This is a genomic window from Streptomyces sp. NPDC050485, assembly GCF_044458185.1.
Taxonomy (GTDB): domain Bacteria; phylum Actinomycetota; class Actinomycetes; order Streptomycetales; family Streptomycetaceae; genus Streptomyces.
On record NZ_JBITHR010000015.1, the window covers coordinates 54,382 to 78,700 of the forward strand.

A 24,319-nucleotide genomic window follows, 5' to 3' on the forward strand; every position below is an offset into this window, starting at 1 on the left:
GATGGATGTGGTGAGCGATGCGATCTCCGCGGTGCGGGTGGGCCGCCCTTCCTCCACCAGACTGCGGGTGGGCGGCAGTTGGTGTGTCCGCCTCGCCCCGTACGAGGGTGCGGGCTTCCACGTCGTCCTGGAGGGCAGCTGCTGGATGCTGCCCGAGGGAGGATCCGCGATCTGTCTGAACGCGGGCGACGCGGTGCTGCTCGCGCACGGCACCGGGCACGTGATGGCCGACCGCCCGGCCGACCGGGCCACCGTCGAGCGGGCCGTCGACCTCCCGCACTGGGCGGACAGCTCCGTCTTCGACTCCCCCGGCGATACGGAGGTGCTGTGCGGCAAGTACCGGCTCGACCGGCGCAACACGCACCCGCTGCTGGCGGAGCTGCCGGACGTCGTGCACATCCCCAACCGGGTCGGCCGCCACGGTGAACTCCGCGCGGCCATCGACCTGTTGGGACGCGAGGTCGGAGCCGAGCACCCCGGCTCGGCGGTCGCCCTGCCGAGCCTGCTGGACCTCCTGCTCGTCTATCTCGTACGGGCCTGGATGGCGGACAGCACTACCTCCCGCTGGCCGGCCGCGCTGCACGACCCGGTGGTGGCCGCGGCCCTGCGCGCCCTGCACGAGGACCCGGCAAGACCCTGGAGCAACGACCGGCTCGCGGCCCAAGTCGGGGTGTCCCGGGCCACGTTGGCGCGCAGGTTCACCGCCCTGGTCGGGCGGGCGCCGATGGCGTACCTCACGTGGTGGCGGCTGACCCGGGCCGCGGCCCTGCTCCGCACCACCCCCGACGCGCTCGACGCCATCGCCCAGCGGGTCGGCTACAGCACCCCGTACGCCCTCTCGCACGCCTTCAGCAGGCAGTACGGCACGACGCCGGGGCGCTACCGGGCCGGCGTCACGGCGTGATGACCAGCTTGCCCCTGGGGTGGCCGGTCTCGCTCAGCGCCAGGGCCTTCGCCGCGTCGGAGAGCGGGAAGGCCTCCGCGACGCGGACCCGCAGCCGGCCCTCGGCGGCGAGCCGGGCGTGCGCCGCGTAGAGGGGCGCGGGGGCCGCTGTGCCGCCGCCGCTGAAGACGACGCCGAGTGCGGCGGCCGCCGGGTCGGCGATGGTGACGATGCGGGAGGTGGTGCCGCCGCGCAGCGCGATCGAGTCGGGCAGCGCGCCCCGGCCCGCCGCGTCGTACACCGCGTCGACGCCCTGCGGGGCGAGGGCGCGCACCCGCTCGGCCAGGCCCTCCCCGTACGCCACCGGGACCGCGCCCAGCTCGCGCAGGAAGGCGTGGTTGTCCGGGGCGGCGGTGCCGATCACCGTGGCGCCCCGGGCCACCGCGAGCTGCACCCCGACCGAGCCGACGACACCCGCCGCGCCGTGCACCAACAGGGTCTCGCCCGCACGGAGTTGGAGCAGGTCGAGGACGCGCTCGGAGGTCTCGCCCGCGACGGGCAGCGCCACGGCCTGCGCCCAGCTCAGCCCGGCCGGCTTGGGCACGACATGGGTGGCCAGGGCGTACTCGGCGTACGCGCCGGTGTCGGACTGCCCGAACACCTCGTCGCCGACCGCCAACTCCGTTACGCCGTCGCCCAGTTCATCCACGACGCCCGCCAGCTCCAGGCCCGGGACCGCGGGGAGCGGGGTCGGGAACTGGCCCCGCATCCAGCCGTTGCGGATCTTGTAGTCGACCGGGTTGACGCCCGCCGCGACCACCTTGACCCGCACCTGCCCCGGTCCGGGCCGCGGCTTCGCGATCTCGGCCAGGCCCAGCACCTCGGGGCCGCCGAACCGCTCGAACACGATCGCTTCCATCGCAGCACTCCTCGTATCGCCCACCGCGCGGGGACGGCCGCGCCGACCGTACGGTGCAGCGGTGGAGCCGCGCTCGACAGTACGGCGATGTCCTGGGAGCCCCGCAGGAGCCGCGGTACGCCCAGGACGGCGCGGGGTCGCCCGAGGCGGCGGGCCGTTGTCAGTGGTGGGTGCCAGACTCGATCACGTGGACGAACGGTGGCTCATCGAGGCGACCGAGGGCGGCGGGGCACGGCTCGCACCCCTCGGTGACGACGGGCTGCCCACGGGCCCGGTGCGCGCGGAGGCGGACCTGGCCGAGGCCGTCCGGAGCCGCCCCGGCGTCGGCCGCTGGGTGTGGCGGTCCACCGCCGAGATCTACCCCCGGCTGCTGGCCGCCGGGGTGCGGGTCGAGCGGTGCTACGACATCGAGGACGCCGAGCTGCTGCTGCTCGGCCACGAGGGCCGGCTCGGCGAACCCCGCTCGGCGGCGGCCGCCTGGGCCCGCCTGCACCACAGACCCGTACCGGCCGACCCGCCGCCCCGCGCGGCCGAACCGGGCTCGCAGTCGTCCCTCTTCGAGCCCCGGAGCGCGGCCGGGCCGCCCTTCGAGGCGCTCCTGGAGGTGTACGCGGAGCAGCAGCGCCGGCACGACCGCACCGAGCATCCGGGGCGGATGCGGCTGCTCACCGCGTCGGAGTCGGCGGGGATGCTGGTCGCCGCCGAGATGAACCGGGCGGGGCTGCCGTGGCGGGCCGATGTGCACCGCGAGGTGCTGCACGGACTGCTCGGCGAACGGTACGCGAGCGGCTCGCCCCGCACGGGGGCCGGGGGCGAGCCGCGCCGCCTGGCCGAGCTGGCGGACCAGGTGTCGGCCGCGTTCGGGCGCCGGGTCAGACCGGATCTGCCCGCCGATGTGGTGAAGGCCTTCGGCGAGGCCGGGATCCGCATCAGGTCGACCAGGAGATGGGAGCTGGCCGAGCTCGACCATCCGGCGGTGGAGCCGCTGATCGAGCACAAGAAGCTGTACCGGATCTGGACCGCGCACGGCTGGAGCTGGTTGCAGGACTGGGTGCGCGAGGGCCGCTTCCGGCCCGAGTACACCCCGGGCGGCACGGTCAGCGGACGCTGGACGACCAACGGCGGGGGCGCGCTGCAGATCCCCAAGGTGATACGGCAGGCGGTCGTCGCCGACGAGGGCTGGCGCCTGGTGGTCGCCGACGCCGACCAGATGGAACCGAGGGTGCTCGCCGCGATCTCCCGCGACCCCGGCCTGATGGAGGTCGCGGGCCACGACGGCGACCTGTACACCTCACTGTCCGACCGGGCCTTCTCCGGCGACCGCGAACACGCCAAGCTGGCGCTGCTCGGCGCGATCTACGGCCAGACCTCGGGCGACGGCCTGAAGAACCTCGCCGCGCTGCGAAGACGCTTCCCCCTCGCGGTGGCGTACGTGGACGACGCGGCGAAGGCGGGCGAGGAGGGGCGCCTGGTGCGCACCTGGCTCGGCCGGACCAGCCCGCCCGCGGCCGGGGCCGGGGACGACGACGAGGCCGGCATCCCGCAGGAGCCGGACGCCCAACTCGCCACGGGAGCTGGTGGGTTCATGCCTGGCTACGCCTCCAGCGACGCCCGGGCGCGCGGCCGGTTCACACGGAACTTCGTGGTGCAGGGCAGCGCCGCCGACTGGGCCCTGCTGCTGCTCGCCGCACTGCGTCAGGCGCTCTTCACGGCCGGGTTCCGGGCCGAGCTGGTCTTCTTCCAGCACGACGAGGTGATCGTGCACTGCCCCGCCGAGGAGGCCGAGGCCGTGGCGAAGGCGATCCGCGAGGCCGGCGAACGGGCCGGACGGATCGCCTTCGGGGACACACCGGTGCGGTTCCCGTTCACGACGGCGGTGGTGGAGCGGTACTCGGACGCCAAATAGGCCGGAGCCTCGGCGAACCCGAGCGGCCCACAGCCCGCCCCGCCCGTTTCTCGTCCCGCCCCCACACCCCACTGACGCGCCGGGACCCCGGCGATGTTTCACCCGCTCTGAGCAGACCCGGGGCTCACACCCTCAACTCGGCGAATTCCGGCGGGAATCCGGTCCACTTCAGCTCGGCCGGCAGGTGTGCCATGTCGTTGTAGAGCAGCACGGATGCCGGGCGGTCGGGGGCGTAGCGGATGACGGTCAGGGCGGCATTGCAGTGGTTGAGGCCGATCCAGCGCCAGTCGGGGGCGTCGAGCGCGGCCCGCACCAGCCAGCCGATGAGGAAGTTGTGGGTGACGACGAGTTCGTGGCGCGGGGCGGTACCGGTGGCGGGGCCGGTGCAGCGGGCCATCGCCTCGCGGGCGAGCCGGGGCCCGAGCGCCCGCTCCCGCGGGTCCGCGGCACCGAGGAAGCCGAGGATGCGGTCGGCATCGGCGGCCGGGAGCTCGGCCCGCTCCGGCCAGTACGGAACGTGGTCCCCCGCCCACTCGGCCTCCCGCGCCACCACGCCGGCCAGTTCGGTCGCGATCAGGCGGGCCGTCTCGGCGGCCCGACACAGCGGGCCGTGGTGCACGGCGGTCAGCGGTGCCCCGGCGAGCCGCCGCCCGAGCAGCACGGCCTGCCGCCGCCCCGCCTCGGTCAGTTCGGAACCCTCTCCTCCGGCGTCGCCGTGCCGGGCCAGGTAGAGGTAACGGGTTGCCAGGACCGGGGTGTTGGCAGCGAGGTGGTGCTGCGCGTACTGCTCCGTCACGCGTACTGCTCCCTCGTACGAAGAAGTTGAGAATTGCTCAGTTTCTATTGACAGGACACACGCGCCGACCCAAAGGTTCCCCCATGACGCCGCCGCCGCTGCCGCTGCCCTCGTTCCCGCCCGGATTCCTGTGGGGGGTCTCCGCCTCCGCGTTCCAGATCGAGGGGGCGGTGGACATCGATGGCCGGGGGCCGTCGGCGTGGGACGCGTTCACCAAGGAGCCCGGCCGGATCAAGGACGGTTCGCACGCGGACGTGGCCACCGACCACTACCACCGCTACCGCGAGGACGTGGCACTGATGGCCCGACTGGGCGTCGGCGCCTACCGGTTCTCCATCTCCTGGTCACGGGTCCAGCCCACCGGGACGGGCCCGGTCAACCAGCAGGGCCTCGACTTCTACGACCGCCTCGTCGACGAACTGTGCGCCGCCGGGATCGCCCCCGTCCCCACCCTGTTCCACTGGGACACCCCGCTCGCCCTTGAGGAGCGCGGCGGCTGGCTGAGCCGGGACACGGCCGGGCGGTTCGCCGCGTACGCCTCGATCGTCGCGGAGCGGCTCGCCGACCGGGTGCCGCGCTGGATCACGCTGAACGAACCCGCCGAGATCACGCTGCTCGGCCACGGGCTCGGCGAGCACGCCCCCGGCAAACGGCTGGTGTTCGACGCGCTGCCGGTCGCCCACCACCAACTCCTCGCGCACGGCCTGGGTGTTGAGGCGCTGCGCGCCGCCGGGGCGCGCGAGATCGGCATCGCGGCCTCGCACAGTCCGGTGTGGACGGCCGGGGCCACGGACGAGGACCGCGCGGCCGCCGAGCTGTACGACACCCTGATGAACCGCCTCTTCGCCGACCCGATCCTCACCGGCGCCTACCCGGACGAGGGCCTGGCCGCCCTGATGCCGGGCCCGGTGGCCGAGGACCTGGAGATCATCTCGGCGCCCCTCGACTGGTACGGGATCAACTACTACAACCCCGCGCTGGTCGGCGCCCCGAGGCCGGACGCCGTCACCAGCCTCGCCGGAATCGCCCTTCCGCCGGACCTCCCGTTCGGCCTGTACGAGATCGAGGGCCACGACCGGACCGACTTCGGCTGGCCGGTGGTGCCGGACGGCCTGTACGAGTTGCTCGTCAACTTCCGTACGCATTACGGCACTTCGCTGCCCCCGCTCGTCATCACCGAGAACGGCTGCTCGTACGGGGACGGTCCCGACCCGACCGACGGACGGGTGGCCGACACCCGGCGGATCGCGTACCACGACGGTCATCTGCGGGCGCTGCACCGGGCGATGGCGGAAGGCGTCGACGTACGCGGCTACTTCATCTGGTCGATCCTGGACAACTTCGAGTGGGCGGAGGGGTATCGGCAGCGTTTCGGGCTCGTCCACGTCGACTACGAGACGCTGACGCGCACGCCGAAGGACTCGTACGCCTGGTACCGGGACGTCATACGGGGCGGCGGCCGATGACGGCCGAGCCCGGGGCCGACGCCCTGGGCTCGCCCCCGGAAGGCGGTGACGAGCGGGCCGGCGGCCGCTGGGTGGGGGCGCTGTCGCTGGCCAACCTCGGGGTGTGGGTGGGATGGTTCGGCCCGCTGCAACTGCTCCTCGCCCGCCAGGCGGAACGCTTCGCCCCCGACCACAAGGCGTCGACTCTCGCCCTGGTGACCGGACTTGGGGCCGCCGTGTCGATGGTGGCGAACCCGGTGTTCGGTGCGCTGTCCGACCGTACGACGGCTCGGGTGGGGCGCCGGATCCCCTGGGTCGTGGCGGGCGGCGCGGGCGGGGTCGCGGGGCTGCTGATCCTCGCGTGGGCGCCGGGCGTGGCCGTGATGGCGGCGGGCTGGTGCCTGGTGCAGCTGGCGCTCAACGCCTCGTTCGCCGCGCTGACGGCCGCCGTGCCGGACCAGGTTCCGCGCCGGCAGCGCGGCCTGGTCGGCGGCTGGCTGGGGGTGTCGCAGGTCGGCGGCATCCTGGTCGGCACGGCGCTGGCGACGGTGGCGGGCGGAATCACGGCGGGGTACCTGGCGTGCGCGGCCTTCTCGCTCCTGGCGGTCGTACCGTACGTGCTGATGCGCCGCGACGCCGTGCTGGACGTACGCGATCAACCACCCTTCCGGTGGCGGGAGTTCGTGTCCGGATTCTGGATCGATCCGCGCCGCTTCCCGGACTTCGGGTGGGCGTGGCTGACCAGGTTCCTGATGAACCTCTCGTACTCCATCAGCACGATGTACCTGCTGTACTACCTCACCGACGCGGTCCACTACCGGGGCGACGCGGACACCGGGGTGCTCGTCCTCACCGCGCTCGACGCGATCACGCTGCTCGGCACGGTGGTGATCAGCGGCATCTGGTCGGACCGCACGGGCCGGCGCAAGGTCTTCGTCGTCTGGTCCGGCCTCGTCATCTCGGCGGCGACGACGCTGCTCGCGGTGTGGCAGACCTGGACTGGCGCGGTGGTGGCCTCGCTGGTGCTCGGGGTGGGGTACGGGGTGTACACCTCCGTCGACTTCGCCCTGCTCACCGACGTCCTGCCGGCCGCCGCGGACCGCGGCAAGGACCTCGGCGTGATCAACATCGCCAACGCCCTGCCGCAGGTGCTGGCCCCGGCGATCGCGGCGCCGATCGTCACCCACCTGGGCGGCTACGGGGCGCTGTACGCGCTGGCGGGGGCGATCGGGGTGGCGGGGTCGGTCCTGGTGCGGCGGATCCGGTCGGTGGCGTAGCCCAACCGTCCAACGGTCCACTGGCCACACGCCGGTGCGGCGGGTTCGACCTGGCCGGGGTCACCGCGGCGGCCAAGGACGCGAGGACGCCGGCGCGGGACGCCGGCCAGCAGGAGATCGAGGACGCCTGGGCGGTGTACGAATCGAACGCCCGGGTGCTCGACGGCCTGGTGCTGAGCTCACCCGACGGGCTGCCGGTGCGCATCCTGCAGGGCGACACGGGCGGCGAGATCGACTACAGCCGCCGCGGGCCGACCACCGTCACGGTCGACGCCAACCGGCCATGGACCGGCGGACAGGCCATCGGCCAGTGGCGGGACATCCTCCCGGACAACGCCGTGGACCGCCTGTCGATCGACCACTTCGCCCTGCTCGAATCCCCCAACGACGAACTGGTCCGTGACTGGCTCGCGACCCAGTCACGGTGCTGACGCGGTGGCCTTGAGGGTGTGATGCGGTCCGGGTTCCACGGGTGGCCGGAGCGGAGCGCATGAAGCGCTCGGGTTCCACGGATGCTCGGAAAGCGGCCCGGCCCCGCAACAAGCGGGGCTGGGCACGCACCGGCCATCCGCGGAGACCACCGACAGCAGAACGGCGCGCCCATAACGGCGCCGACACATCCGGAAATAGCAAAAGCCCCAGGTCACGGCGAGTGAGTCCTGGGGCTTTTACAGAGCCGCCTTCGGGATTCGAACCCGAGACCTACGCATTACGAGTGCGTTGCTCTGGCCAACTGAGCTAAGGCGGCACCGCCCTGCGCACCATGGTGCGAGCAGCAGCGTCGCCAAGTTTACACAGTTTCTGGAGTGGTCCTGACCAGGCCGTAGCGGGGCCCGCCCGGGCTACGAGCAGCGCTTGCCCTTGGCCGGCGGGGTGCCGTCGAGGAGGTAGGTGTTGATCGCGGTGTCGATGCATTCGCTGCCCCGGCCGTACGCGGTGTGGCCGTCGCCCTCGTAGGTGAGCAGGGTGCCGGAGGAGAGCTGGGCGGCGAGGGACTGGGCCCACTTGTAGGGGGTCGCGGGGTCGCGGGTGGTGCCGACGACCAGGATCGGGGCGGCGCCCCTCGCCTCGATGCGGTGCGCGGCGCCGGTGGCCTTGACCGGCCAGTACGCACAGTTCAGGCTCGACCAGGCGAAGCCGTCGCCGAACACCGGGGAGGCCTGCTCGAAGGAGGGCAGGGCCGCCGTCACGTCGGTGGGGCCGGCGAAGGACGGTGGCAGGTCCAGGCAGTTCACGGCGGCGTTGGCGTACATCAGGTTCGCGTACTGGCCGCTCTTGTCGCGCTCGTAGTACGAGTCCGCCAATGCCAGCAGGCCCGCGCCGTCGCCCTTCATGGCGCGGGTCAGGGCGGTGCGCAGTTCGGGCCACGCCTCCTGGTCGTACATCGCGGCGATCACGCCCGTGGTGGCGAGGGACTCGCCGAGCGTGCGGCTCTGGCCAGTGGGGATCGGCTTGGCGTCGGCGCCCCTGAAGAACTTCTTCATGCGGGCCGAGGCGTCCTCCACCGAGTCGGTGCCGAGCGGGCAGCCGCCCTTCTGTTCGATGCAGTCCGCCGCGAAGGACTTGAAGGCCGTCTCGAAGCCCGCGGTCTGGTCCCGGTTCATCTCCAGGGACGACAGCGAGGGGTCCATCGCCCCGTCGAGGACCAGCCGGCCGGTGCGGGAGGGGAAGAGTTCGGCGTACGTCGCCCCGAGGAACGTGCCGTACGAGGCGCCGACGTAGTACAGCTTCTCGTCGCCAAGCACCGCCCTGAGGATGTCCATGTCACGGGCCGCCTCGACCGTCGAGACATGGGGCAGGATCTTGCCGGACTTGGCCTGGCAGCCGTTCGCGAAATCCTTGAACGCCTTGGTCAGGGCGGCCTGTTCGGTCGCGTCGTGGGGGGTCTGGTCGACCTCCGTGTAGGCGTCCATCTCCTTGCCGGTGAGGCACTCGACGGGCTCGCTTCGGGCCACGCCGCGCGGGTCGACGGCCACCATGTCGTAGCGGGCCCGGACCGGTGCGGGGTAGCCGATGCCCGCGTACGACTGGAGGTAGCCGACCGCCGAGCCGCCCGGGCCGCCCGGGTTGACCAGGAGCGAGCCGATCCGCTTGCCGGGCGCGGTTGCCTTCACCCGGGCGACCGCGAGCTTGACGGATTCACCGGCGGGTTTGGCGTAGTCGAGCGGCGCCTTCATCGTGGCGCACTCGAACTTGGCGACACCGCACGCCCGCCAGCTCAGCTTCTGCGTGTAGTACGAGTTGAGGGCCTCCCTGCTCGGCGCGTCGGCCGGGGCCGCGTTCGCCGCGCCGTGCGGGGAGGCGGTCGCGGAGGTGGACGAACTGCCCGACGAACAGCCGGAGATGAGCAGGCCGACGGTCGCGGCGGCGATGGCTGAGGTGTGGAGCAGGCGCCTTGAGTCCATCTCCGGAGCGTAGCCGCCCCATGACGTGATGTATGCCGTGCGCGGCTGCGCGGCTCGTACGGGTGATCCCGTCAACCCGACCGGCTCCGCCAAGCTCTCCTCGCAGCCCCCTCCTCTGAGCCCCCCTCCTCAGCCGCTTCAGCCCGCTCGCAGGGCCAGCGTCATCGATTCCACCGCTAGCAGTGGGGCCACATTGCGGTCCAGGGCCTCGCGGCAGGCCAGGATGGACTCGATACGGCGCAGGGTGCGCTCCGGGCCGGACGCGCGGGCGATCCGGTCCACCGTGTCCCGTACGTCCTCGTTGGCGATCGCCACCCCCGTGCCCAGTTGCAGCGCGAGGACATCGCGGTAGAAGCCGGTCAGCTCGGTCAGCGCGAGGTCCAGGCTGTCGCGCTGGGTGCGGGTCTTGCGGCGCTTCTGCTTGTCCTCCAGCTCCTTCATGACCCCGGCGGTGCCGCGCGGCATGCGGCCGCCGGCCACCCCGCCCATCGCGGCCTTGAGGTCCTCCGTCTCCTTGACGTCGACCTCGTCGGCCACCTGCTTGGCGTCCTCGGCCGCGGTGTCGACCAGCTCCTGTGCGGCCTTGAGGCAGCCGCCGACGTCGTCGACGCGCAGCGGCAGCTTCAGGACGGCGGCGCGCCTGGCCCGGGCCGCGGCGTCGGTGGCCAGACGGCGGGCCCGGCCGATGTGGCCCTGGGTGGCGCGCGCCGCGGCGTACGCGGCCTCCGGCTCGATGCCGTCGCGCCGGATCAGGACGTCGGCGACCGCCTCGACCGGCGGGGTGCGCAGGGTGAGGTGGCGGCAGCGGGACTTGATGGTGGGGAGCACGTCCTCCAAAGAAGGCGCGCAGAGCAGCCACACCGTGCGGGGCGCGGGTTCCTCGACGGCCTTCAGGACGGCGTTGGCCGCCTGCTCGGTGAACCGGTCGGCGTCCTCGACGATGATCACCTGCCAGCGGCCGCCGGACGGCGACATCTGAGCGCCCCGGACCAGCTCGCGGGTCTGCTTGACGCCGATGGTGAGACCCTCGGTGGTGACGACCATGACATCGGCGTGCGTACCGATCAGGGCCGTATGGCATCCGTCGCAGAAGCCGCAGCCCGGCTGGCCGCCGAGCGCGCGGTCGGGGCTGACGCACTGCAGCGCGGCGGCGAAGGCGCGGGCGGCGGCGGGGCCGCCGGAGCCGGGGGGCCCGGTGAACAGCCAGGCGTGCGTCATCTTCGACGCCTCGGGGCGCGGCTGACCGGAACGCTCGGCGGTGACCAGCGCATCGGCATCCCGGGCGGCGGCGCCCAATTGCTCCTGCACCCGCTCCTGGCCCACCAGGTCGTCCCATACGGTCATCGACTGCCCCTCCGTACCTCCGTCACTGCTGCGCCCCATTGTGCGCCACCCCACTGACAACGGCCGCCGACGGACAAATCCCGCAGGTCAGGCGAGTGCGGTCGTCAGCGGGACCGGGAACACGTCGTCGGCCACCGCGTCCCGCATGCCCGGCACCGAACACGGCAGCCGAACCGTGCCGTTCGGCACCCGCACCCGCTCGGTGAGCGCCGCCTCGGCCGTCTCGGGCTCGCTGTCCCAGGGCTTCGTCGGGTACGTCGTCGACTGCTTGCCCGCGACCACCGGGGGTGCCGCCGCGTACCGGTCGACCCGGACCTGCCCGAGCGCCGACGATCCGATGGCCGGCGCGAGGGGGCCGAGCAGCGTGGAGGTCATGGCCAGCCCCACCCCCGGCGGTCCCGCCCAGGATCTGCGCAGGTCAGCGGCGGCGCCCGCCCCGCGGGTTGTCGTCATCGTCGTCGCGCGGGCCGAGGAGTTCGTCGGCGAGCGTCGGCAGATCGTCCAGCGGGGTCTCCTCCGCCCAGTCCGATCGCCGGCGCGGCCGCTCCTGGCTCGTCACCGGGTCGATCTGCGGCAGTTCGCGGGTGCGCTCGTTGCCGCCGTCGGCCGCGTGCCCGGCCCCCGGGCCGTCGCGGAAGATGCCGGGCGGCACCCGGTCCGCCGGATCGGCGGACCGGACGGGCGGCAGCACGGCCGTCTCCTCGACGTCCCGAGCGGCATCCCGGGAGCTGCTCCGGCCGGTCTTCCGGGCCGCGTCCGGAACCGACGGCAGCACCGTCGTCTCCTCGGCGTCGGCCCCGCGGCCGGACGGGCTGTCCGTGTCCGGCTTGGCGACCGGCACCGGCTGGGTGACGTCGTTCGGCTCGGCGACCGGCACCGACTGGGTCACTTCGTTGGGGCTGACGACCGGAGTCGGGACGGTGATCTCCGAGGCGGAAACGCCGCCCGAACCGGCCGGTTTCGCGGAAGTCCCCGGCGTCGGGGCCGCAGCCGCAGTCGCCGACTTGGCGGCTGCCTCGGCCGCGGCGGCAGCGGCGGCCGCCTCCGCGAGGCGGCGGGCCTCCTCGGCACGCAGCAACGCCTCCTCGGCCTTGCGCTGCTTTTCCAGGCGGCGCTCCTCGGCCTCGGCCCGCAGCCGGGCCTCCTCCTCGGCCTGCTTGCGCAGCCGTTCCTGCTCGGCCGCGTGCGCCTTCTCCTCGGCCTCGCGCCGCTTGCGCTCCTCCTCGGCGAGCCGCCTGGCCTCCTCGGCCCGCTGCCGGGCCTCCTCGGCCTGGCGCTCCTCCTCGCGGCGGCGCGCGTCTTCCAGCTCGCGCCGCTTGCGCTCTTCCTCCTCGGCGCGGAGCTTGGCGAGCTGCTCCTGCCGCTCTCGCTCCAGGCGCTCCTCCTCCGCCTTGCGCGCGGCCTCTTCTTCCGCGCGCTTCCTGGCCTCTTCCTCAGCCTTCTTGCGCGCCTCCTCCTGGGCCCTGACCTCGGCCCCGGAGAGCGGCAGCATCTGGTCGAGCCGGTGGCGTACGACCGTCGTGACCGCTTCCGGCTCCTGGCCCGCGTCGACCACCAGGTAGCGCGAAGGGTCGGCGGCGGCCAGCGTGAGGAACCCGGACCTGACCCGCCCGTGGAACTCCGGCGGCTCCGACTCCAGCCGGTCCGGCGCCTCGGTGAACCGCTCCCGGGCCGTCTCGGGCGAAACGTCGAGCAGAACGGTCAGATTCGGTACGAGTCCGCCAGTTGCCCACCGGTTGATTCGGGCAATTTCGGTCGGGGAGAGATCACGACCGGCGCCCTGATACGCCACCGAGGAGTCGATGTAGCGGTCCGAGATGACGATCGCGCCGCGCTCCAGGGCGGGGCGTACCAACGAGTCGACGTGCTCGGCGCGGTCGGCGGCGTACAGCAGCGCCTCCGCGCGGTTGGAGAGACCGGCGGACGACACGTCGAGCAGGATCGACCGCAGCCGCTTGCCCATCGGTGTCGCGCCGGGTTCACGCGTCACCACGACCTCGTGGCCCTTGGCCCTGATCCACTGGGCGAGCGCCTCCGCCTGGGTGGACTTGCCCGCTCCGTCGCCGCCCTCCAGGGCGATGAAGAAGCCGGTCGCGGCAGGTGCCTGCGCCGGGTCGGCACCGCGCAGCGCATCGGCCAGATCGCGCCGCAGCGGTACGCCCTGGCGGTCGTCGGCCTTGGCGAGCACCACGGCGGCCATGGGCAGCAGCAGCGCGCCCACCAGCATCAACGTGAATCCGGCGCCGCCGTGCGCGAAGACGAACGCGCCCGACTCGACCCGGTGGCTGCCGATGGCCGCGGCCAGCAGCGGCGCGACGATGGCGCCGAGCCCTATCGAGACCCGTACCACCGCCTGGAGGTGCTCGGCGGTGCGGGCCCTGCGGTACTCCTCGGTCTCCTGGTCGATCAGTACGTGCCCGGTGTTGGCCGCGACACCGGCGGCGACACCGCCGACCAGCGCGATCAGCAGAACGGTCGCCAGGTCGGGCACCAGGCCCATGGCGAGCAGCGCGACGCCGGTGACGGCGATGGCGAGCGACAGCAGACGGCGCCGGGAGAGCACCGGAAGGATCTTGGCGGCGGCGCGGATGCCGAGCACCGTGCCGCCGGTCAGCGCGAGGATCAGCAGCGCGAAGGCGGCCGGGCCGCCGCCCAGGTCCACGGCGTGCAGCACGGCGACGGCCGCGGCGGTCGCGATCGCCCCGGCGACCGAGGCGCAGGCGAGCACGAGCAGCGGAATGGCGCCGGTACGCCCCCTCTCGGGGCCGTTGCCGGTGCTGGGCCTGCGCAGCCCCTCCAGCGGCGAACGGGCCCGCGGCGTCTGCGTGTCCGGCAGTTCGAGCAGGGCGACCACGGAGATGGAGGCGGCGAAGAGGCCGGCCGCGACGTACGAGCCGAGCGCGGCCTGGTGCAGCTTGAACCAGTCGACGCCCGTGCCGAGCAGATTGCTGACGAGCGCGGCGACGAGCAGGGCGGCGGCGCCCAGGGGGACCGCCACGAAGGTGGTACGCAGCGAGAGCCTGCGCAGCGCGTCCAGGTGGTCCGGCAACGGCCGCACGGCCGCGCCCTCCAGGGGCGGCGCGGGCAGCAGCGCGGGCGCCGCGCTCTCCTTGGCGACGGTCCAGAACCGTTCGGCGACGCCGGCGAGGAACGCGGTGACCAGGATGAGGAGCAGCGCGTTGGCCGGGGTCCAGTCGATCCAGAGCGGCGCGACGATCAGCAGCGCGGCCCGTACGCCGTCGGCGCCGACCATCGTCCAGCGCCGGTCGAGCGGGCCGCCCGGCGCGGTGAGCGCGGAGACCGGGCCGAGCAGCGCCGCCCCGAAGAGCACCGTCGCGAACACCCGGGCGCCGAGCACCGCGGCGATCGCGAACGCGGCCCCCCGGTATCCGCCCCCGAAGGACTGCTGCTCCACCGCGGCCTGCAACGCCAGCAGCAGAGTGACGAGTACGGCGAGCGCATCGCCGATCCCGCCGACGAGCTGCGCGCTCCACAACCGCCGCAGCGGGGGGATGCGCAGCAGGGCGCGCACGGCGCGCTCGCGTGAGTCTGCGGCTAGGGCGTCGGAGGCGGGACTCCCGACCGTCGTTGGCTGCTCGGCTCCTCGCGTCATCCGCCCAGCCTATCCGGAGCGACCGGGTCCCCGCGGGGGTGCCCGAACATATGGACGGACAGAACCGCCCGCAATCCACCGGGACTCCACCGCGGCGGGGGTCAGCGCCGGGCCCCGAACTCGCCGGGGCTCCCTTGCGGACCCTGTTCCGGACCGGCACCGACCGCGCCGCTGCGGACTGGGGCCGGGGCTGAATCCCCGGCCCCGATACGGCCGGTCCAGCCCGCGCCCCGGGCCCAAACGCGGACGGGGGCCGAGGGAACAACCCCCGGCCCCCGTCCGCATACGGGCCTACTCCGAAGCCGCTGTCTTCTTGGCGGCGGTCTTCTTCGCCGGGGCCTTCTTGGCCGCCGTCGTCTTGGCCGCCGCGGTCTTCTTCGCCGCCGCCGTCTTCTTGGCGGGCGCCTTCTTCGCGGTGGCGGCCTTCTTGGCGGGGGCCTTCTTCGCCGTCTTCTTGGCCGGGGCCTTAGCCCGCTTCTCGGCGAGCAGCTCGAAGCCCCGCTCCGGCGTGATCTCCTCCACGCTGTCGGCGGTCCTGAGCGTCGCGTTGGTCTCGCCGTCGGTGACGTACGGACCGAAGCGGCCGTCCTTCACCACGACCGGCTTCTCGCTGACCGGGTCGACCCCGAGCTCCTTGAGCGGCGGCTTGGCGGCCGCGCGGCCACGCTGCTTGGGCTGGGCGTAGATCGCCAGCGCCTCCTCCAGCGTGATGGCGAAGAGCTGGTCCTCGGTCTCCAGGGAGCGCGAGTCCGTGCCCTTCTTCAGGTACGGCCCGTAGCGCCCGTTCTGCGCGGTGATCTCGACGCCCTCGGCGTCCGTGCCGACCACCCGCGGCAGCGACATGAGCTTCAGCGCGTCGTCCAGCGTCACCGTGTCGAGGGACATCGACTTGAAGAGCGAGGCGGTGCGCGGCTTGACCGCGTTCTTGCCGGTCTTCGGCGTGCCCTCGGGCAGGATCTCGGTGACGTACGGCCCGTAGCGCCCGTCCCTGGCGATGATCTGGTTGCCGCTCACCGGGTCCGCGCCCAGCTCGAAGTCGCCGCTCGGCTTGGCGAGCAGTTCCTCCGCGTACTCGACGGTCAGCTCATCGGGCGCCAGGTCGTCCGGAACGTCCGCGCGCTGGTGGCTCTCGGAGTCCTTCTCGCCGCGCTCCACGTAGGGGCCGTAGCGTCCGACGCGGAGCACGATCCCCTCGCCGACAGGGAACGAGGAGATCTCGCGGGCGTCGATCGCGCCGAGGTCCGTGACGAGCTCCTTGAGCCCGCCCAGGTGGTCCCCGTCGCCGTTTCCGGCGGCGGAGGCGGAGCCGGCCGTCGTGGAGTCGCCCTCGCCGAAGTAGAAGCGCTTCAGCCACGGCACCGACTGGGCCTCGCCCCGCGCGATGCGGTCGAGGTCGTCCTCCATCTTGGCGGTGAAGTCGTAGTCGACGAGCCGTCCGAAGTGCTTCTCCAGGAGGTTGACCACGGCGAAGCTCAGGAACGACGGGACGAGCGCCGTGCCCTTCTTGAACACATAGCCGCGGTCCAGGATGGTCCCGATGATCGAGGCGTACGTCGAAGGACGCCCGATCTCGCGCTCTTCCAGCTCCTTGACCAGCGAGGCCTCGGTGTAGCGGGCCGGCGGCTTGGTCGCGTGGCCGTCCACCGAGATCTCCTGGGACGACAGCGCGTCGCCCTCGGCGACCTGCGGCAGCCTGCGCTCGCGGTCGTCGAGCTCGGCGTTCGGGTCGTCCGCGCCCTCGACGTACGCCTTCATGAAGCCGTGGAAGGTGATCGTCTTGCCGGACGCGCTGAACTCGGCCTCCCGGCCGTCGCTCGCCCGTCCCGCGATCTTCACGGTCACCGAGTTGCCGACCGCGTCCTTCATCTGGGAGGCGACGGTCCGCTTCCAGATCAGCTCGTAGAGCCGGAACTGGTCGCCGGTCAGACCGGTCTCGGCCGGAGTGCGGAAACGATCACCCGAAGGGCGGATCGCCTCGTGCGCCTCCTGCGCGTTCTTGACCTTCCCGGCGTACGTGCGCGGCTTGTCCGGCAGGTAGTCGGCGCCGTACAGCTGCGTCACCTGGGCCCGGGCGGCCGCGACGGCCGTGTCGGACAGCGTCGTGGAGTCCGTACGCATATAGGTGATGAAGCCGTTCTCGTACAGCTTCTGGGCGACCTGCATGGTCGCCTTCGCACCGAAGCCCAGCTTGCGCGAGGCCTCCTGCTGGAGCGTCGTCGTGCGGAACGGGGCGTACGGCGAGCGGCGGTACGGCTTGGACTCCACCGAGCGCACGGCGAAGGAGGACTCGGCGAGGGCTGCGGCCAGGGCCCGCGCGTTGGCCTCGTCCAGGTGCAGGATATCGCTCTTGAGTTGTCCGTCGGGGCCGAAGTCGCGGCCCTGCGCCACGCGCCGGCCGTCGACCGTGTTGAGCCGTGCCACCAGCGTGGACGGGTCGGAGGCGTCGCCCGCCCGGCCGGTGGAGAACGTCCCGGTCAGGTCCCAGTACTCAGCAGAACGAAACGCGATGCGCTCGCGTTCCCGCTCCACGACGAGCCGGGTGGCGACGGACTGGACGCGCCCGGCGGACAGCCGCGGCATGACCTTCTTCCACAGCACCGGCGAGACCTCGTAGCCGTAGAGGCGGTCGAGGATGCGGCGGGTCTCCTGGGCGTCGACCATGCGCTGGTTGAGCTCGCGCGGGTTGGCGACGGCGTCCCTGATGGCGTCCTTGGTGATCTCGTGGAAGACCATCCGGTGGACCGGGACCTTGGGCTTCAGGACTTCCTGGAGGTGCCACGCGATGGCTTCGCCCTCGCGGTCCTCATCGGTGGCGAGGAAGAGTTCGTCGGACTCGGCGAGGAGCTCCTTGAGCTTCCTGACCTGGGCTTTCTTGTCGGCGTTGACGACGTAGATCGGCTGGAAGTCGTGTTCGACGTCCACACCGAGGCGGCGCACCTCGCCGGTGTACTTCTCGGGCACCTCGGCGGCGCCGTTCGGCAGGTCGCGGATGTGCCCGACGCTCGCCTCGACGACATAACCGGGGCCGAGGTAGCCCTTGATCGTCTTCGCCTTGGCAGGAGACTCGACGATGACGAGTCGGCGGCCGCCCTTTGCGGTCTCGCTGGTCGGGGACAACTTCGCTCTTCTCTCCGGTCGGCTCTCGGGTGTCAGTACGTGACGCTGCGGAGTGTGACGGTACAACCCGCCCCCGTGTCAAACAGCAAAAGCCCGCAGCGGCCACTCGAACGGTAACCCGACTTACCGCGATCCTGCCGCCCGGACCGTCCCGAAGCCTTCCGAAAAGCGTTTCATCCCCTTTCGGGCTAGATCTGGGCGAAGCACCACAGGCCGAGCAGCAGGAACCCGGTGCCGAAGACGCTCGCGAGCACCGCGGAGGCGACCGGTCCGGCCCCCTGCGCGACCGGCGTACGGCGGCGCACACAGGACGCCGTCCACAGCAGCAGAGCGCCCCCGAACAGCACGAACACCGCCCCCGCGAAGATGGCCGGCTCCGTTTCGGTCCCACCCATTGCGTTCATGCGCGGGATCCTGGCGACCGCGGCGCACCCCGGAGCAGAGCGGGGGCCGCATCCCGGGGAACTCCGGGTGAACGGTCACCCGATCATGCACATTTCAGCCAGATCCCCCCACCTCCTGAACGCGTCCAGCGTCACATCACATCGAGCGTGGCCCGCCGCCTGCTGCCCCGCTCGAACACGGCGAGCAGCGCCACGGCCAGCAGCGCGTACCCCGCGCCGACCGCGAACTCCGCCCCGACCCGGCCCCAGGCGATGCCGCCGCCGCCCGCGAGCAGCCGGGCCGCGTCCGCCGCATGCGTCAGCGGCAGTACGTCACCCGCCGTACGCATCCACCCGGGCAGCGACGGCCGCGGCACATTGGCTCCGGTAAGCAGCAGGAGCGCGGAACTCGCCACATTCGATACGAGGAACACGTCCCGGAAGCGCAGGCCGAGGGCGCCGAGCGCGAGGCCGAAGGCCGAGCAGGCGATGGCGGCCGCGACCAGCACCAGGGCGAGCCCCGGCAGTGCTCCGACGGGCAGGCTCAGACCGAGCACCAGGCACGCGGCGGTGAGCGTGAAGGCACTGACGACCAGGCCGTTGAGGACGTACGGCAGGGCGCGGCCGAACCAGAGGGGCGCGCGGCGACGCGGCGAGAGCAGCACGGCGCCGAGCGTGCCGTACCGCCGTTCGTTCGCGACGGCCATCGTGCCGCCGTACACGCATGCGGTGGAGGATGCGAGGACGGCGTTTCCCACAAGATAGAAACGGTCGTCGGCCACGCCGAGTTCCCGTCCGAGGAAGACGAAGAAGAGGAGTTGGAGGACCGGTCCGACCAGGAGCGTCCCGATGAACATGGGCGGGGTCGTCCAGTTGAACAGGGCCCGGTACGAGATCGCGCCGCCGACGACGACCAGCCGTCCGGTACGGATGAGTTGACGCATGTCGGTGGTCTCCTAGGCGAGTGCGAGCGTGGCGGCGGCACGGGCGCGGTGCTCGACCCGGCCGAGGACGGCGACCGCCAGAGTTGCGTAGGCCGCGCCGAGGGCGAGCGCGAGCCCCATCGGGGTCAGCACGTCACCGCCGGAGGTGGCGGCGTGCACGGCCCGCGAGCCCCAAGTGGTGGGCAGCGCCCAGGAGATGGGGCGGGTCCACTGCGGCAGGACGGTGACCGGAACCAGCATTCCGGAGAGCAGCCACACCGGCGCGTCCAGCGGATTCGCGAGGGCGTTGGCATTGCGCAGCAGCACGAAGGTGGCCGCGAGCAGCAGCCCCATCATGCCGAGCGCCAGCACGCACACCGGCACGGCGACCAGGAAGAGCAGCGGGTGCGCGAAGTCCAGCGGCACCCCGAACAGGAGCCTGCCCCAGAGCACGGTCGCCGCCATCGAGTACGTGCCGACGACCGCCGTGGCCAGGGTGATCGGCAGCAGGACCAGCGGCAGCCGGGTCGGCGAGACGACCAGCATCTCCAGCGTGCCGAGCCAGCGCTGGTTCTGCACCGCGCCGCCGGAACCGAACAGGACCGATGACCAGATGCCCATGAGCCCGGCCCCGACCGAGGCCGTGAGCAGCCGGTCCGGATCGCCGGCCGCGCGGAACAGATAGACGGCGAGCGTGGCGTAGACGAGCGGCACGAGCACCGCGAAGGTGATTTCCAGCGGCGACCGGGACATGTACGTGACATGCGTGCGCACTCCGACCCGGACCAGCCGCAGCGCCCGCCTCATGCGCCGACCTCCTCGGCGGGCACGGAAGCGGCAGCCGAGCCGCTTGCCTCCACGATCGCCACGTAGGCGTCCTCCAGGGTCGGTTCGCGGCTGCCGATCCGCCCCACCCGGATGCCGTCGAGCGCGGCGAGCACCTGTCCGTGCAGGTCGGCACCCCGGTCGGTCTGCACGGTGAGGCTCTGCGCGGCGCCGCGCTCCTCGGCCGCGACCCCGCGCACGCCGGGCAGGCCCCGCAGCCGTTCGAGAGCGGCTTCGTCGGCCCCGTACACCTCGATTTCGAGGATGTCGCGTTCCTGGACACGGGACTTGAGCTCCTCGGGGGTGCCGAGCGCCCGGATGGTGCCACCGGCGATGACCGCGATCCGGTCGCACAGTTCGTCGGCCTCGGCCATGTAGTGCGTGGTGAGGAGCACGGTCGTGCCGTCGGCCCGCAGGTCGGCGACGGTGCGCCGCAGATCGCGCGCAGCGACCGGGTCGACGCCGATCGACGGCTCGTCGAGGAAGAGCACATCGGGCTTGTGCAGCAGTCCGCGCGCGATGTGCAGCCGCTGGCGCATGCCGCGCGAGTACCCCTCGACCCGCTCGCGCTCCCGGCCCAAGAGCCCGACCAGTTCGAGGAGTTCGGCGATCCGCGCCTTCTGCTCGCGCGGCTCGACGGCGTACAGCTCGGCGAAGTAGCGCAGGTTGTCGAGGGCGGACAGCCGCTCGTACAGACCCCGGTCGCCGCCGAAGACGTAGCCGATGCGACGGCGTACGGCGACGGGCTCGCGCGCCACGTCGTGGCCGAGGACGCGGGCCGTGCCGGAGGTCGGCAGGAGCAGGGTGTTGAGCATCTTGATGGTGGTGGTCTTGCCCGCGCCATTGGGCCCGAGCAGGCCGAAGAGCTCTCCCCGCCCGACGTCGAAACCGATCCCGCGCACCGCCTCGGTGACCACCCGCCGGGGCCGCAGCCAGCCGGTCCGCGAGGTGTAGGTGCGGCGCAGTTCCCGTACTTCGATCGCTGTCATGCCCACGACGCTAGGAGCCCGCGCGGGCCGGGGCCATCGATTCGGGACGCCCCGAATCCTCGGACCGCCCGGCCGTTCCCGACGATCGGGTGCCCCGATCAGCCGACCGCCCGCAGCACGTCCTGCCCGGAGAGCAGTGCGAGGAGCGACCGGCCGGTGTCCGTGAGCTGGTAGTAGACGCTGCGGCCCACCCGGTGCCGGGTCACCACCCCTGCCTCCGCGAGCACCGACAGGTGTTCGGAGACGGTGCTCGGGGCGAGCGACAGCCGGTCCGCGAGCCCGGCCGTGGTCAGCGGGCCGCCCAACTGCCGTAGGACGGCGGCCCGTCCGCGCCCGAGCAGCAGCCCGAGCCGGTCGTCACCCGCCGCCCTCTCCGGCCGCTCCCGCAGCGCTCCCGCGCCCCTCGCCTGGAAGGAGACCGTGAGCACCTCGGGGTGGTCCGTCGAGTACAGCCGGCAGCCCTCGGCGAACACCAGCGGCACCAGGAGCAACCGCCGCTCGCCCGCCGCGTACTCGGCGTCGATGTGCTTGGTCAGCTCCAGCACCGGCGGCGTCCACTTGGCGCGCGACTCCAGCCCGGTGAACAGCGCGTCCACCCCCTCGGTCGCGAACGTCCGTGCCCTGACCAGGACTTCGTCCTCGACGAGCCGTCGCATCGTCGGCCACAGCTCGGCCAGCGCACCGTCCCAGTAGGCCTGGTAGGCATCCGCGAGCGCCGCGCACGCCGCCTGCGGATCCTCCCGGTAGGGGCGAACGAGCGGATGGTCCGCCAGGCCCGGGTAGTGCTCGGTGAGCTGCTGCCGCACGACCTCCGGCGCGGTCGCCCGCACCACGGCCAGCTCCTCCTCGACCGACGTCGTGCCGAAGGGCATCGGCAGGATGAAGTCGGGGAAGTTGAAAGGGCCGTTGAGGAGCCGGCGCAGCGGCTCCACCCGCTCGTCCTGGCTGAGCACCTCGCGGGCCCGCACCGCCCATTCCTGGTAGGGCCACGACGGCCTGCGGTGCTCGGCCAGCAGATGCAGGCTGCAGAAGGCGTCCCAGAGGGGGCTGACGGTTATTCGGGTCGACCCCAGCGCCGCCTCGTCCAGCTCGATCCTGATCACTTGTCCCCCTCCCCCGTCTCCCTCATGGGACTACTCCCCCACCGGCTCCAGGAAGCCCTGCTCCACCAGGAGGCGGATGGCCTCCGGGGTGCGGTCCCGCAGCCGGACCGGGTCCTCGTCGATCAGCTGCGCGATGGCGTCCAGGATCCGTCCGGCCGTCAACTGCCCGTCGCAGACGCCCGCGAACCCGGCGCCCACGGTGTCCACCTTGGTGGCCCGGCGCATGCCCCGGTTCTGCCGCAGCACCACGTGCTCCGGGTCCTCGGCACCCGGCAGCCCCACTTGCTCCTGCACCACCTCGTCGGCGAGGCGGAACCGGTCGGCGAGCAGCGCCGCGTCGTCGTGGCGGCGCAGATAGTCCTGCCGCTCGAAGTGCGCCCGCACGGCGTCGCCCAGCGGCTGCTCGACCGGATGCGGCCACTCCTCGGCCACGATGGACGGCTGCTCGCTGTCCGTGCGCCGCAGGGTGATCCAGCCGAAGCCGACCGCCTTGGTCTTGCGCGACTCGAACTCGTCCAGCCATGCCTCGTAGCGCTCCGCGTACTGCGCCGGGTCGGTGCGGTGGTCCCCGGCGTCGCGCAGCCACAGCTCGGCGTACTGCGTGATGTCCTGAACCTCGCGCTGCACGATCCAGGCGTCGCAGCCGCGCGGCACCCAGGAGCGCAGCCGGTCCTGCCACTCCTCGCCCTCGACGTGCTGCCAGTTGGCCAGGAACTGGGCGTATCCGCCGGGGTTGAGCCGCTCCCCCGCCTGCTGAACGAGCGTGCGGCACAGATCGTCCCCGCCCATCGCGCCGTCCCGGTAGGTCAGCCGGGCGCCGGGCGAGATCACGAACGGCGGGTTGGACACGATCAGGTCGTACGTCTCGGTGCCCACCGGCTCGTACAGCGAGCCCGTCCTCAGCTCGGCCTCCGGCGCGCCGGACAGGGCCAGCGTGAGCCGGGTGAAGTCGAGGGCGCGCGGGTTCAGGTCGGTGGCGGTGACCCGCGTCGCGTGCTGGGCGGCGTGCAGTGCCTGGATGCCGGAGCCGGTGCCGAGGTCGAGGGCCGAGGCCACGGGCGTACGGACCGTGAGGCCGGCCAGGGTCGTGGACGCGCCGCCGACGCCGAGCACCATCGCTTCGTCGCGGCCGCTCGCCCCGCCCGCGCCGCCGACCGCGCAGCCCAGGTCGGAGACGATGAACCAGTCCTGCCCCTCGGGTCCGCCGTACGGCCGCACGTCCACCGTGGCCCGCACCTCGTCGCCGGAGCGGAGCACCCAGCCGTCCACGAGCGCCTCCTCCAGCGGCAGAGCCGCGCGGGCGCTCTCGTACGGAACCGGCTGCTGCAGCAGGAACAGCCGCACCAGCGTGTCGAGCGGCGCCTGCCCGCGGGTGGCGCGCAGTGCGGGAACGGTCTCGCTGCGGGCCAGCGCGGCGTACGCGGGCGCGCCGAGCAGGTCGAGCAGGCCGTCGGCGGTGAAGGCGGCGGCGAGCAGGGCGTCGCGCAGGCGGGCTGCGTGACCGGGCGCGGGAAGACTGGTCGTACTCACCCGGCCATTGTGGCCGCTGCCACTGACATTCACCCCATCACGGCCGCGGCCCGGACCCGCTCGGGGGTCCGGGCCGCGGTCGCGGGCGGGTACGGGCTACGGCTTGCTGCTCTGCGAGGCCGAGGGCGACGCGGAGCCGGAGGGCGAGGCCGACTGGGACGGCGCGGCCGACTTGGCGGGCGGTGCGCCCGCGCCCGACGCCGAGGGCGCGGGAGAGGACGGCGTCTGCTTCTGACAGCCGGGCTGCTTCTGCATGGCCTTGCCGACGTCGCCGGACTCCAGCTTCTTCAACGAGGCGTCACCCGTCGAGCTGATCTTGCCGAGCTCGGTCGCGATGTCCTCCAGGCCCTTGGCGAAGGCCGCCTGGTCGCCCGCGTTGAGCGCGTCGACCTTCTTCTTGAGGCCCGCGTACGACACGGAGGAGGCGTTCAGTTCCTTGACGGCCTCCTGCTGGGTGGTGGCGCCGTCCTTGACCGGCGGTGCCCCCGCCTTGTCGACGGCCGCGCCCAGCGCCTTGTAGGCGTCCGAGATCTGCTGGAAGGCGGCCGAGTCGGTCTTCTGCACATCGGCCGGCTTGCTGTCGTCCTTCGTCTGCGCCTGAATGGCGGCGTTGGCGTCAGTGATCTTCTTGAACTGGGGCTGGGCCGTGTTGCAGAAGGTCTTCGCCCAGTCGTCGACCTTCTTGTTGGAGTCGTCGCTGCAGCCCGACAACGTCAGCATCAGTACCGCACCGCCGGACAGTGCGGCTGCAAGCTTCTTGTTCACCGGTTTGGTCCCTTCCAAGGCTCTCGGCCCCGGAACATACACGCCAAGTGGGCGACAAACGCTTGCCGCCCGAGTGATCTGCACCCTATTGCAGCC

The 24,319-nt window shown here is 72.6% G+C and carries 19 protein-coding genes and 1 tRNA gene; 5 read left to right on the plus strand and 15 right to left on the minus strand.

Annotation, left to right across the window (positions count from 1 at the left end; translation table 11 throughout):
* Position 1: 1 nt before the first annotated feature.
* Positions 2–904: an AraC family transcriptional regulator gene (locus ACIBK6_RS27450; RefSeq protein WP_399054047.1), complete on the plus strand. Its 903-nt coding sequence runs from the start codon at positions 2–4 to the stop codon at positions 902–904.
* Here the strand turns inward: ACIBK6_RS27450 and ACIBK6_RS27455 are convergent.
* The gene (locus ACIBK6_RS27455) at positions 894–1,802 is read right to left on the minus strand and encodes an NADP-dependent oxidoreductase (protein WP_399054048.1); all 909 of its coding nucleotides are present in this window, start codon (positions 1,800–1,802) and stop codon (positions 894–896) included. The genes ACIBK6_RS27450 and ACIBK6_RS27455 overlap by 11 nt on opposite strands.
* A 187-nt stretch (positions 1,803–1,989) precedes the next feature.
* On the opposite strand from ACIBK6_RS27455, the gene ACIBK6_RS27460 reads away from it, so the two are divergent.
* Positions 1,990–3,708 carry a bifunctional 3'-5' exonuclease/DNA polymerase gene (locus ACIBK6_RS27460; RefSeq protein ID WP_399054049.1) on the plus strand — a complete coding sequence of 573 codons (1,719 nt, stop codon included), beginning with the start codon at positions 1,990–1,992 and terminating at the stop codon, positions 3,706–3,708.
* Between the two features lie 124 nt (positions 3,709–3,832).
* On the opposite strand, the gene ACIBK6_RS27465 is transcribed toward ACIBK6_RS27460, so the two are convergent.
* Positions 3,833–4,504: a histidine phosphatase family protein gene (locus tag ACIBK6_RS27465; protein WP_399054050.1), complete on the minus strand. Its 672-nt coding sequence runs from the start codon at positions 4,502–4,504 to the stop codon at positions 3,833–3,835.
* Between the two features lie 83 nt (positions 4,505–4,587).
* Here ACIBK6_RS27465 and ACIBK6_RS27470 point away from each other — a divergent pair, with 83 nt between their 5' ends.
* The 3 genes from ACIBK6_RS27470 (at position 4,588) to ACIBK6_RS27480 (ending at position 7,657) form a co-directional block, all read left to right on the plus strand.
* Complete coding sequence (locus ACIBK6_RS27470; protein WP_399054051.1) at positions 4,588–5,970, plus strand: GH1 family beta-glucosidase; 1,383 nt, start codon at positions 4,588–4,590, stop codon at positions 5,968–5,970.
* Entirely contained in the window at positions 5,967–7,226 is a 1,260-nt protein-coding gene (locus tag ACIBK6_RS27475) for an MFS transporter (protein WP_399054052.1), read from the plus strand. The genes ACIBK6_RS27470 and ACIBK6_RS27475 overlap by 4 nt, the downstream gene beginning before the upstream one ends.
* A 134-nt stretch (positions 7,227–7,360) precedes the next feature.
* On the plus strand, positions 7,361–7,657 hold the full coding sequence (locus ACIBK6_RS27480) for a hypothetical protein (protein ID WP_399054053.1): 297 nt from the start codon (positions 7,361–7,363) through the stop codon (positions 7,655–7,657).
* 243 nt (positions 7,658–7,900) lie between these two features.
* On the opposite strand, the gene ACIBK6_RS27485 is transcribed toward ACIBK6_RS27480, so the two are convergent.
* The 13 genes from ACIBK6_RS27485 to ACIBK6_RS27545 form a co-directional block, all read right to left on the minus strand.
* A tRNA-Thr gene (locus ACIBK6_RS27485) sits at positions 7,901–7,974 on the minus strand.
* Positions 7,975–8,068: 94 nt separating this feature from the next.
* The gene (locus ACIBK6_RS27490) at positions 8,069–9,631 is read right to left on the minus strand and encodes an alpha/beta hydrolase (RefSeq protein WP_399054054.1); all 1,563 of its coding nucleotides are present in this window, start codon (positions 9,629–9,631) and stop codon (positions 8,069–8,071) included.
* A gap of 138 nt (positions 9,632–9,769) precedes the next feature.
* Positions 9,770–10,975 carry a DNA polymerase III subunit delta' gene (locus ACIBK6_RS27495; RefSeq protein ID WP_399054055.1) on the minus strand — a complete coding sequence of 402 codons (1,206 nt, stop codon included), beginning with the start codon at positions 10,973–10,975 and terminating at the stop codon, positions 9,770–9,772.
* A gap of 87 nt (positions 10,976–11,062) precedes the next feature.
* Positions 11,063–11,350 carry a hypothetical protein gene (locus ACIBK6_RS27500; RefSeq protein WP_399054056.1) on the minus strand — a complete coding sequence of 96 codons (288 nt, stop codon included), beginning with the start codon at positions 11,348–11,350 and terminating at the stop codon, positions 11,063–11,065.
* 43 nt (positions 11,351–11,393) lie between these two features.
* Positions 11,394–14,588, minus strand: a complete 3,195-nt coding sequence (tmk, locus tag ACIBK6_RS27505; protein WP_399054057.1) for a dTMP kinase — start codon at positions 14,586–14,588, stop codon at positions 11,394–11,396.
* A 291-nt stretch (positions 14,589–14,879) separates the two neighbouring features.
* Positions 14,880–17,705, minus strand: coding sequence for a type I DNA topoisomerase (topA, locus tag ACIBK6_RS27510; RefSeq protein WP_399054058.1), 2,826 nt, complete (start codon positions 17,703–17,705; stop codon positions 14,880–14,882).
* A 188-nt stretch (positions 17,706–17,893) separates the two neighbouring features.
* The gene (locus ACIBK6_RS27515) at positions 17,894–18,109 is read right to left on the minus strand and encodes a hypothetical protein (protein ID WP_399054060.1); all 216 of its coding nucleotides are present in this window, start codon (positions 18,107–18,109) and stop codon (positions 17,894–17,896) included.
* Between the two features lie 131 nt (positions 18,110–18,240).
* Positions 18,241–19,032, minus strand: a complete 792-nt coding sequence (locus ACIBK6_RS27520) for an ABC transporter permease (protein WP_399054061.1) — start codon at positions 19,030–19,032, stop codon at positions 18,241–18,243.
* A gap of 12 nt (positions 19,033–19,044) precedes the next feature.
* Positions 19,045–19,818, minus strand: coding sequence for an ABC transporter permease (locus tag ACIBK6_RS27525; RefSeq protein WP_399054062.1), 774 nt, complete (start codon positions 19,816–19,818; stop codon positions 19,045–19,047).
* The gene (locus ACIBK6_RS27530; protein WP_399054063.1) at positions 19,815–20,825 is read right to left on the minus strand and encodes an ATP-binding cassette domain-containing protein; all 1,011 of its coding nucleotides are present in this window, start codon (positions 20,823–20,825) and stop codon (positions 19,815–19,817) included. The genes ACIBK6_RS27525 and ACIBK6_RS27530 overlap by 4 nt, the downstream gene beginning before the upstream one ends.
* 98 nt (positions 20,826–20,923) lie before the next feature.
* Positions 20,924–21,928, minus strand: coding sequence for an ArsR/SmtB family transcription factor (locus ACIBK6_RS27535; RefSeq protein WP_399054064.1), 1,005 nt, complete (start codon positions 21,926–21,928; stop codon positions 20,924–20,926).
* 30 nt (positions 21,929–21,958) lie between these two features.
* Complete coding sequence (locus ACIBK6_RS27540; protein WP_399054065.1) at positions 21,959–23,458, minus strand: methyltransferase; 1,500 nt, start codon at positions 23,456–23,458, stop codon at positions 21,959–21,961.
* A gap of 96 nt (positions 23,459–23,554) precedes the next feature.
* Positions 23,555–24,223: a small secreted protein gene (locus ACIBK6_RS27545; RefSeq protein ID WP_399054066.1), complete on the minus strand. Its 669-nt coding sequence runs from the start codon at positions 24,221–24,223 to the stop codon at positions 23,555–23,557.
* Positions 24,224–24,319: the final 96 nt, after the last annotated feature.

Bases quoted from the DNA above. Each gene is read 5' to 3' on its own strand.
- ACIBK6_RS27450 (WP_399054047.1), top strand. From the start codon at position 2: ATGGATGTGGTGAGCGATGCGATCTCCGCGGTGCGGGTGGGCCGCCCT.
- ACIBK6_RS27455 (WP_399054048.1), bottom strand. From the start codon at position 1,802: ATGGAAGCGATCGTGTTCGAGCGGTTCGGCGGCCCCGAGGTGCTGGGC.
- ACIBK6_RS27470 (WP_399054051.1), top strand. From the start codon at position 4,588: ATGACGCCGCCGCCGCTGCCGCTGCCCTCGTTCCCGCCCGGATTCCTG.
- ACIBK6_RS27475 (WP_399054052.1), top strand. From the start codon at position 5,967: ATGACGGCCGAGCCCGGGGCCGACGCCCTGGGCTCGCCCCCGGAAGGC.
- ACIBK6_RS27490 (WP_399054054.1), bottom strand. From the start codon at position 9,631: ATGGACTCAAGGCGCCTGCTCCACACCTCAGCCATCGCCGCCGCGACC.
- ACIBK6_RS27495 (WP_399054055.1), bottom strand. From the start codon at position 10,975: ATGACCGTATGGGACGACCTGGTGGGCCAGGAGCGGGTGCAGGAGCAA.
- ACIBK6_RS27500 (WP_399054056.1), bottom strand. From the start codon at position 11,350: ATGACCTCCACGCTGCTCGGCCCCCTCGCGCCGGCCATCGGATCGTCG.
- tmk (WP_399054057.1), bottom strand. From the start codon at position 14,588: ATGACGCGAGGAGCCGAGCAGCCAACGACGGTCGGGAGTCCCGCCTCC.
- ACIBK6_RS27515 (WP_399054060.1), bottom strand. From the start codon at position 18,109: ATGAACGCAATGGGTGGGACCGAAACGGAGCCGGCCATCTTCGCGGGG.
- ACIBK6_RS27520 (WP_399054061.1), bottom strand. From the start codon at position 19,032: ATGCGTCAACTCATCCGTACCGGACGGCTGGTCGTCGTCGGCGGCGCG.
- ACIBK6_RS27525 (WP_399054062.1), bottom strand. From the start codon at position 19,818: ATGAGGCGGGCGCTGCGGCTGGTCCGGGTCGGAGTGCGCACGCATGTC.
- ACIBK6_RS27530 (WP_399054063.1), bottom strand. From the start codon at position 20,825: ATGACAGCGATCGAAGTACGGGAACTGCGCCGCACCTACACCTCGCGG.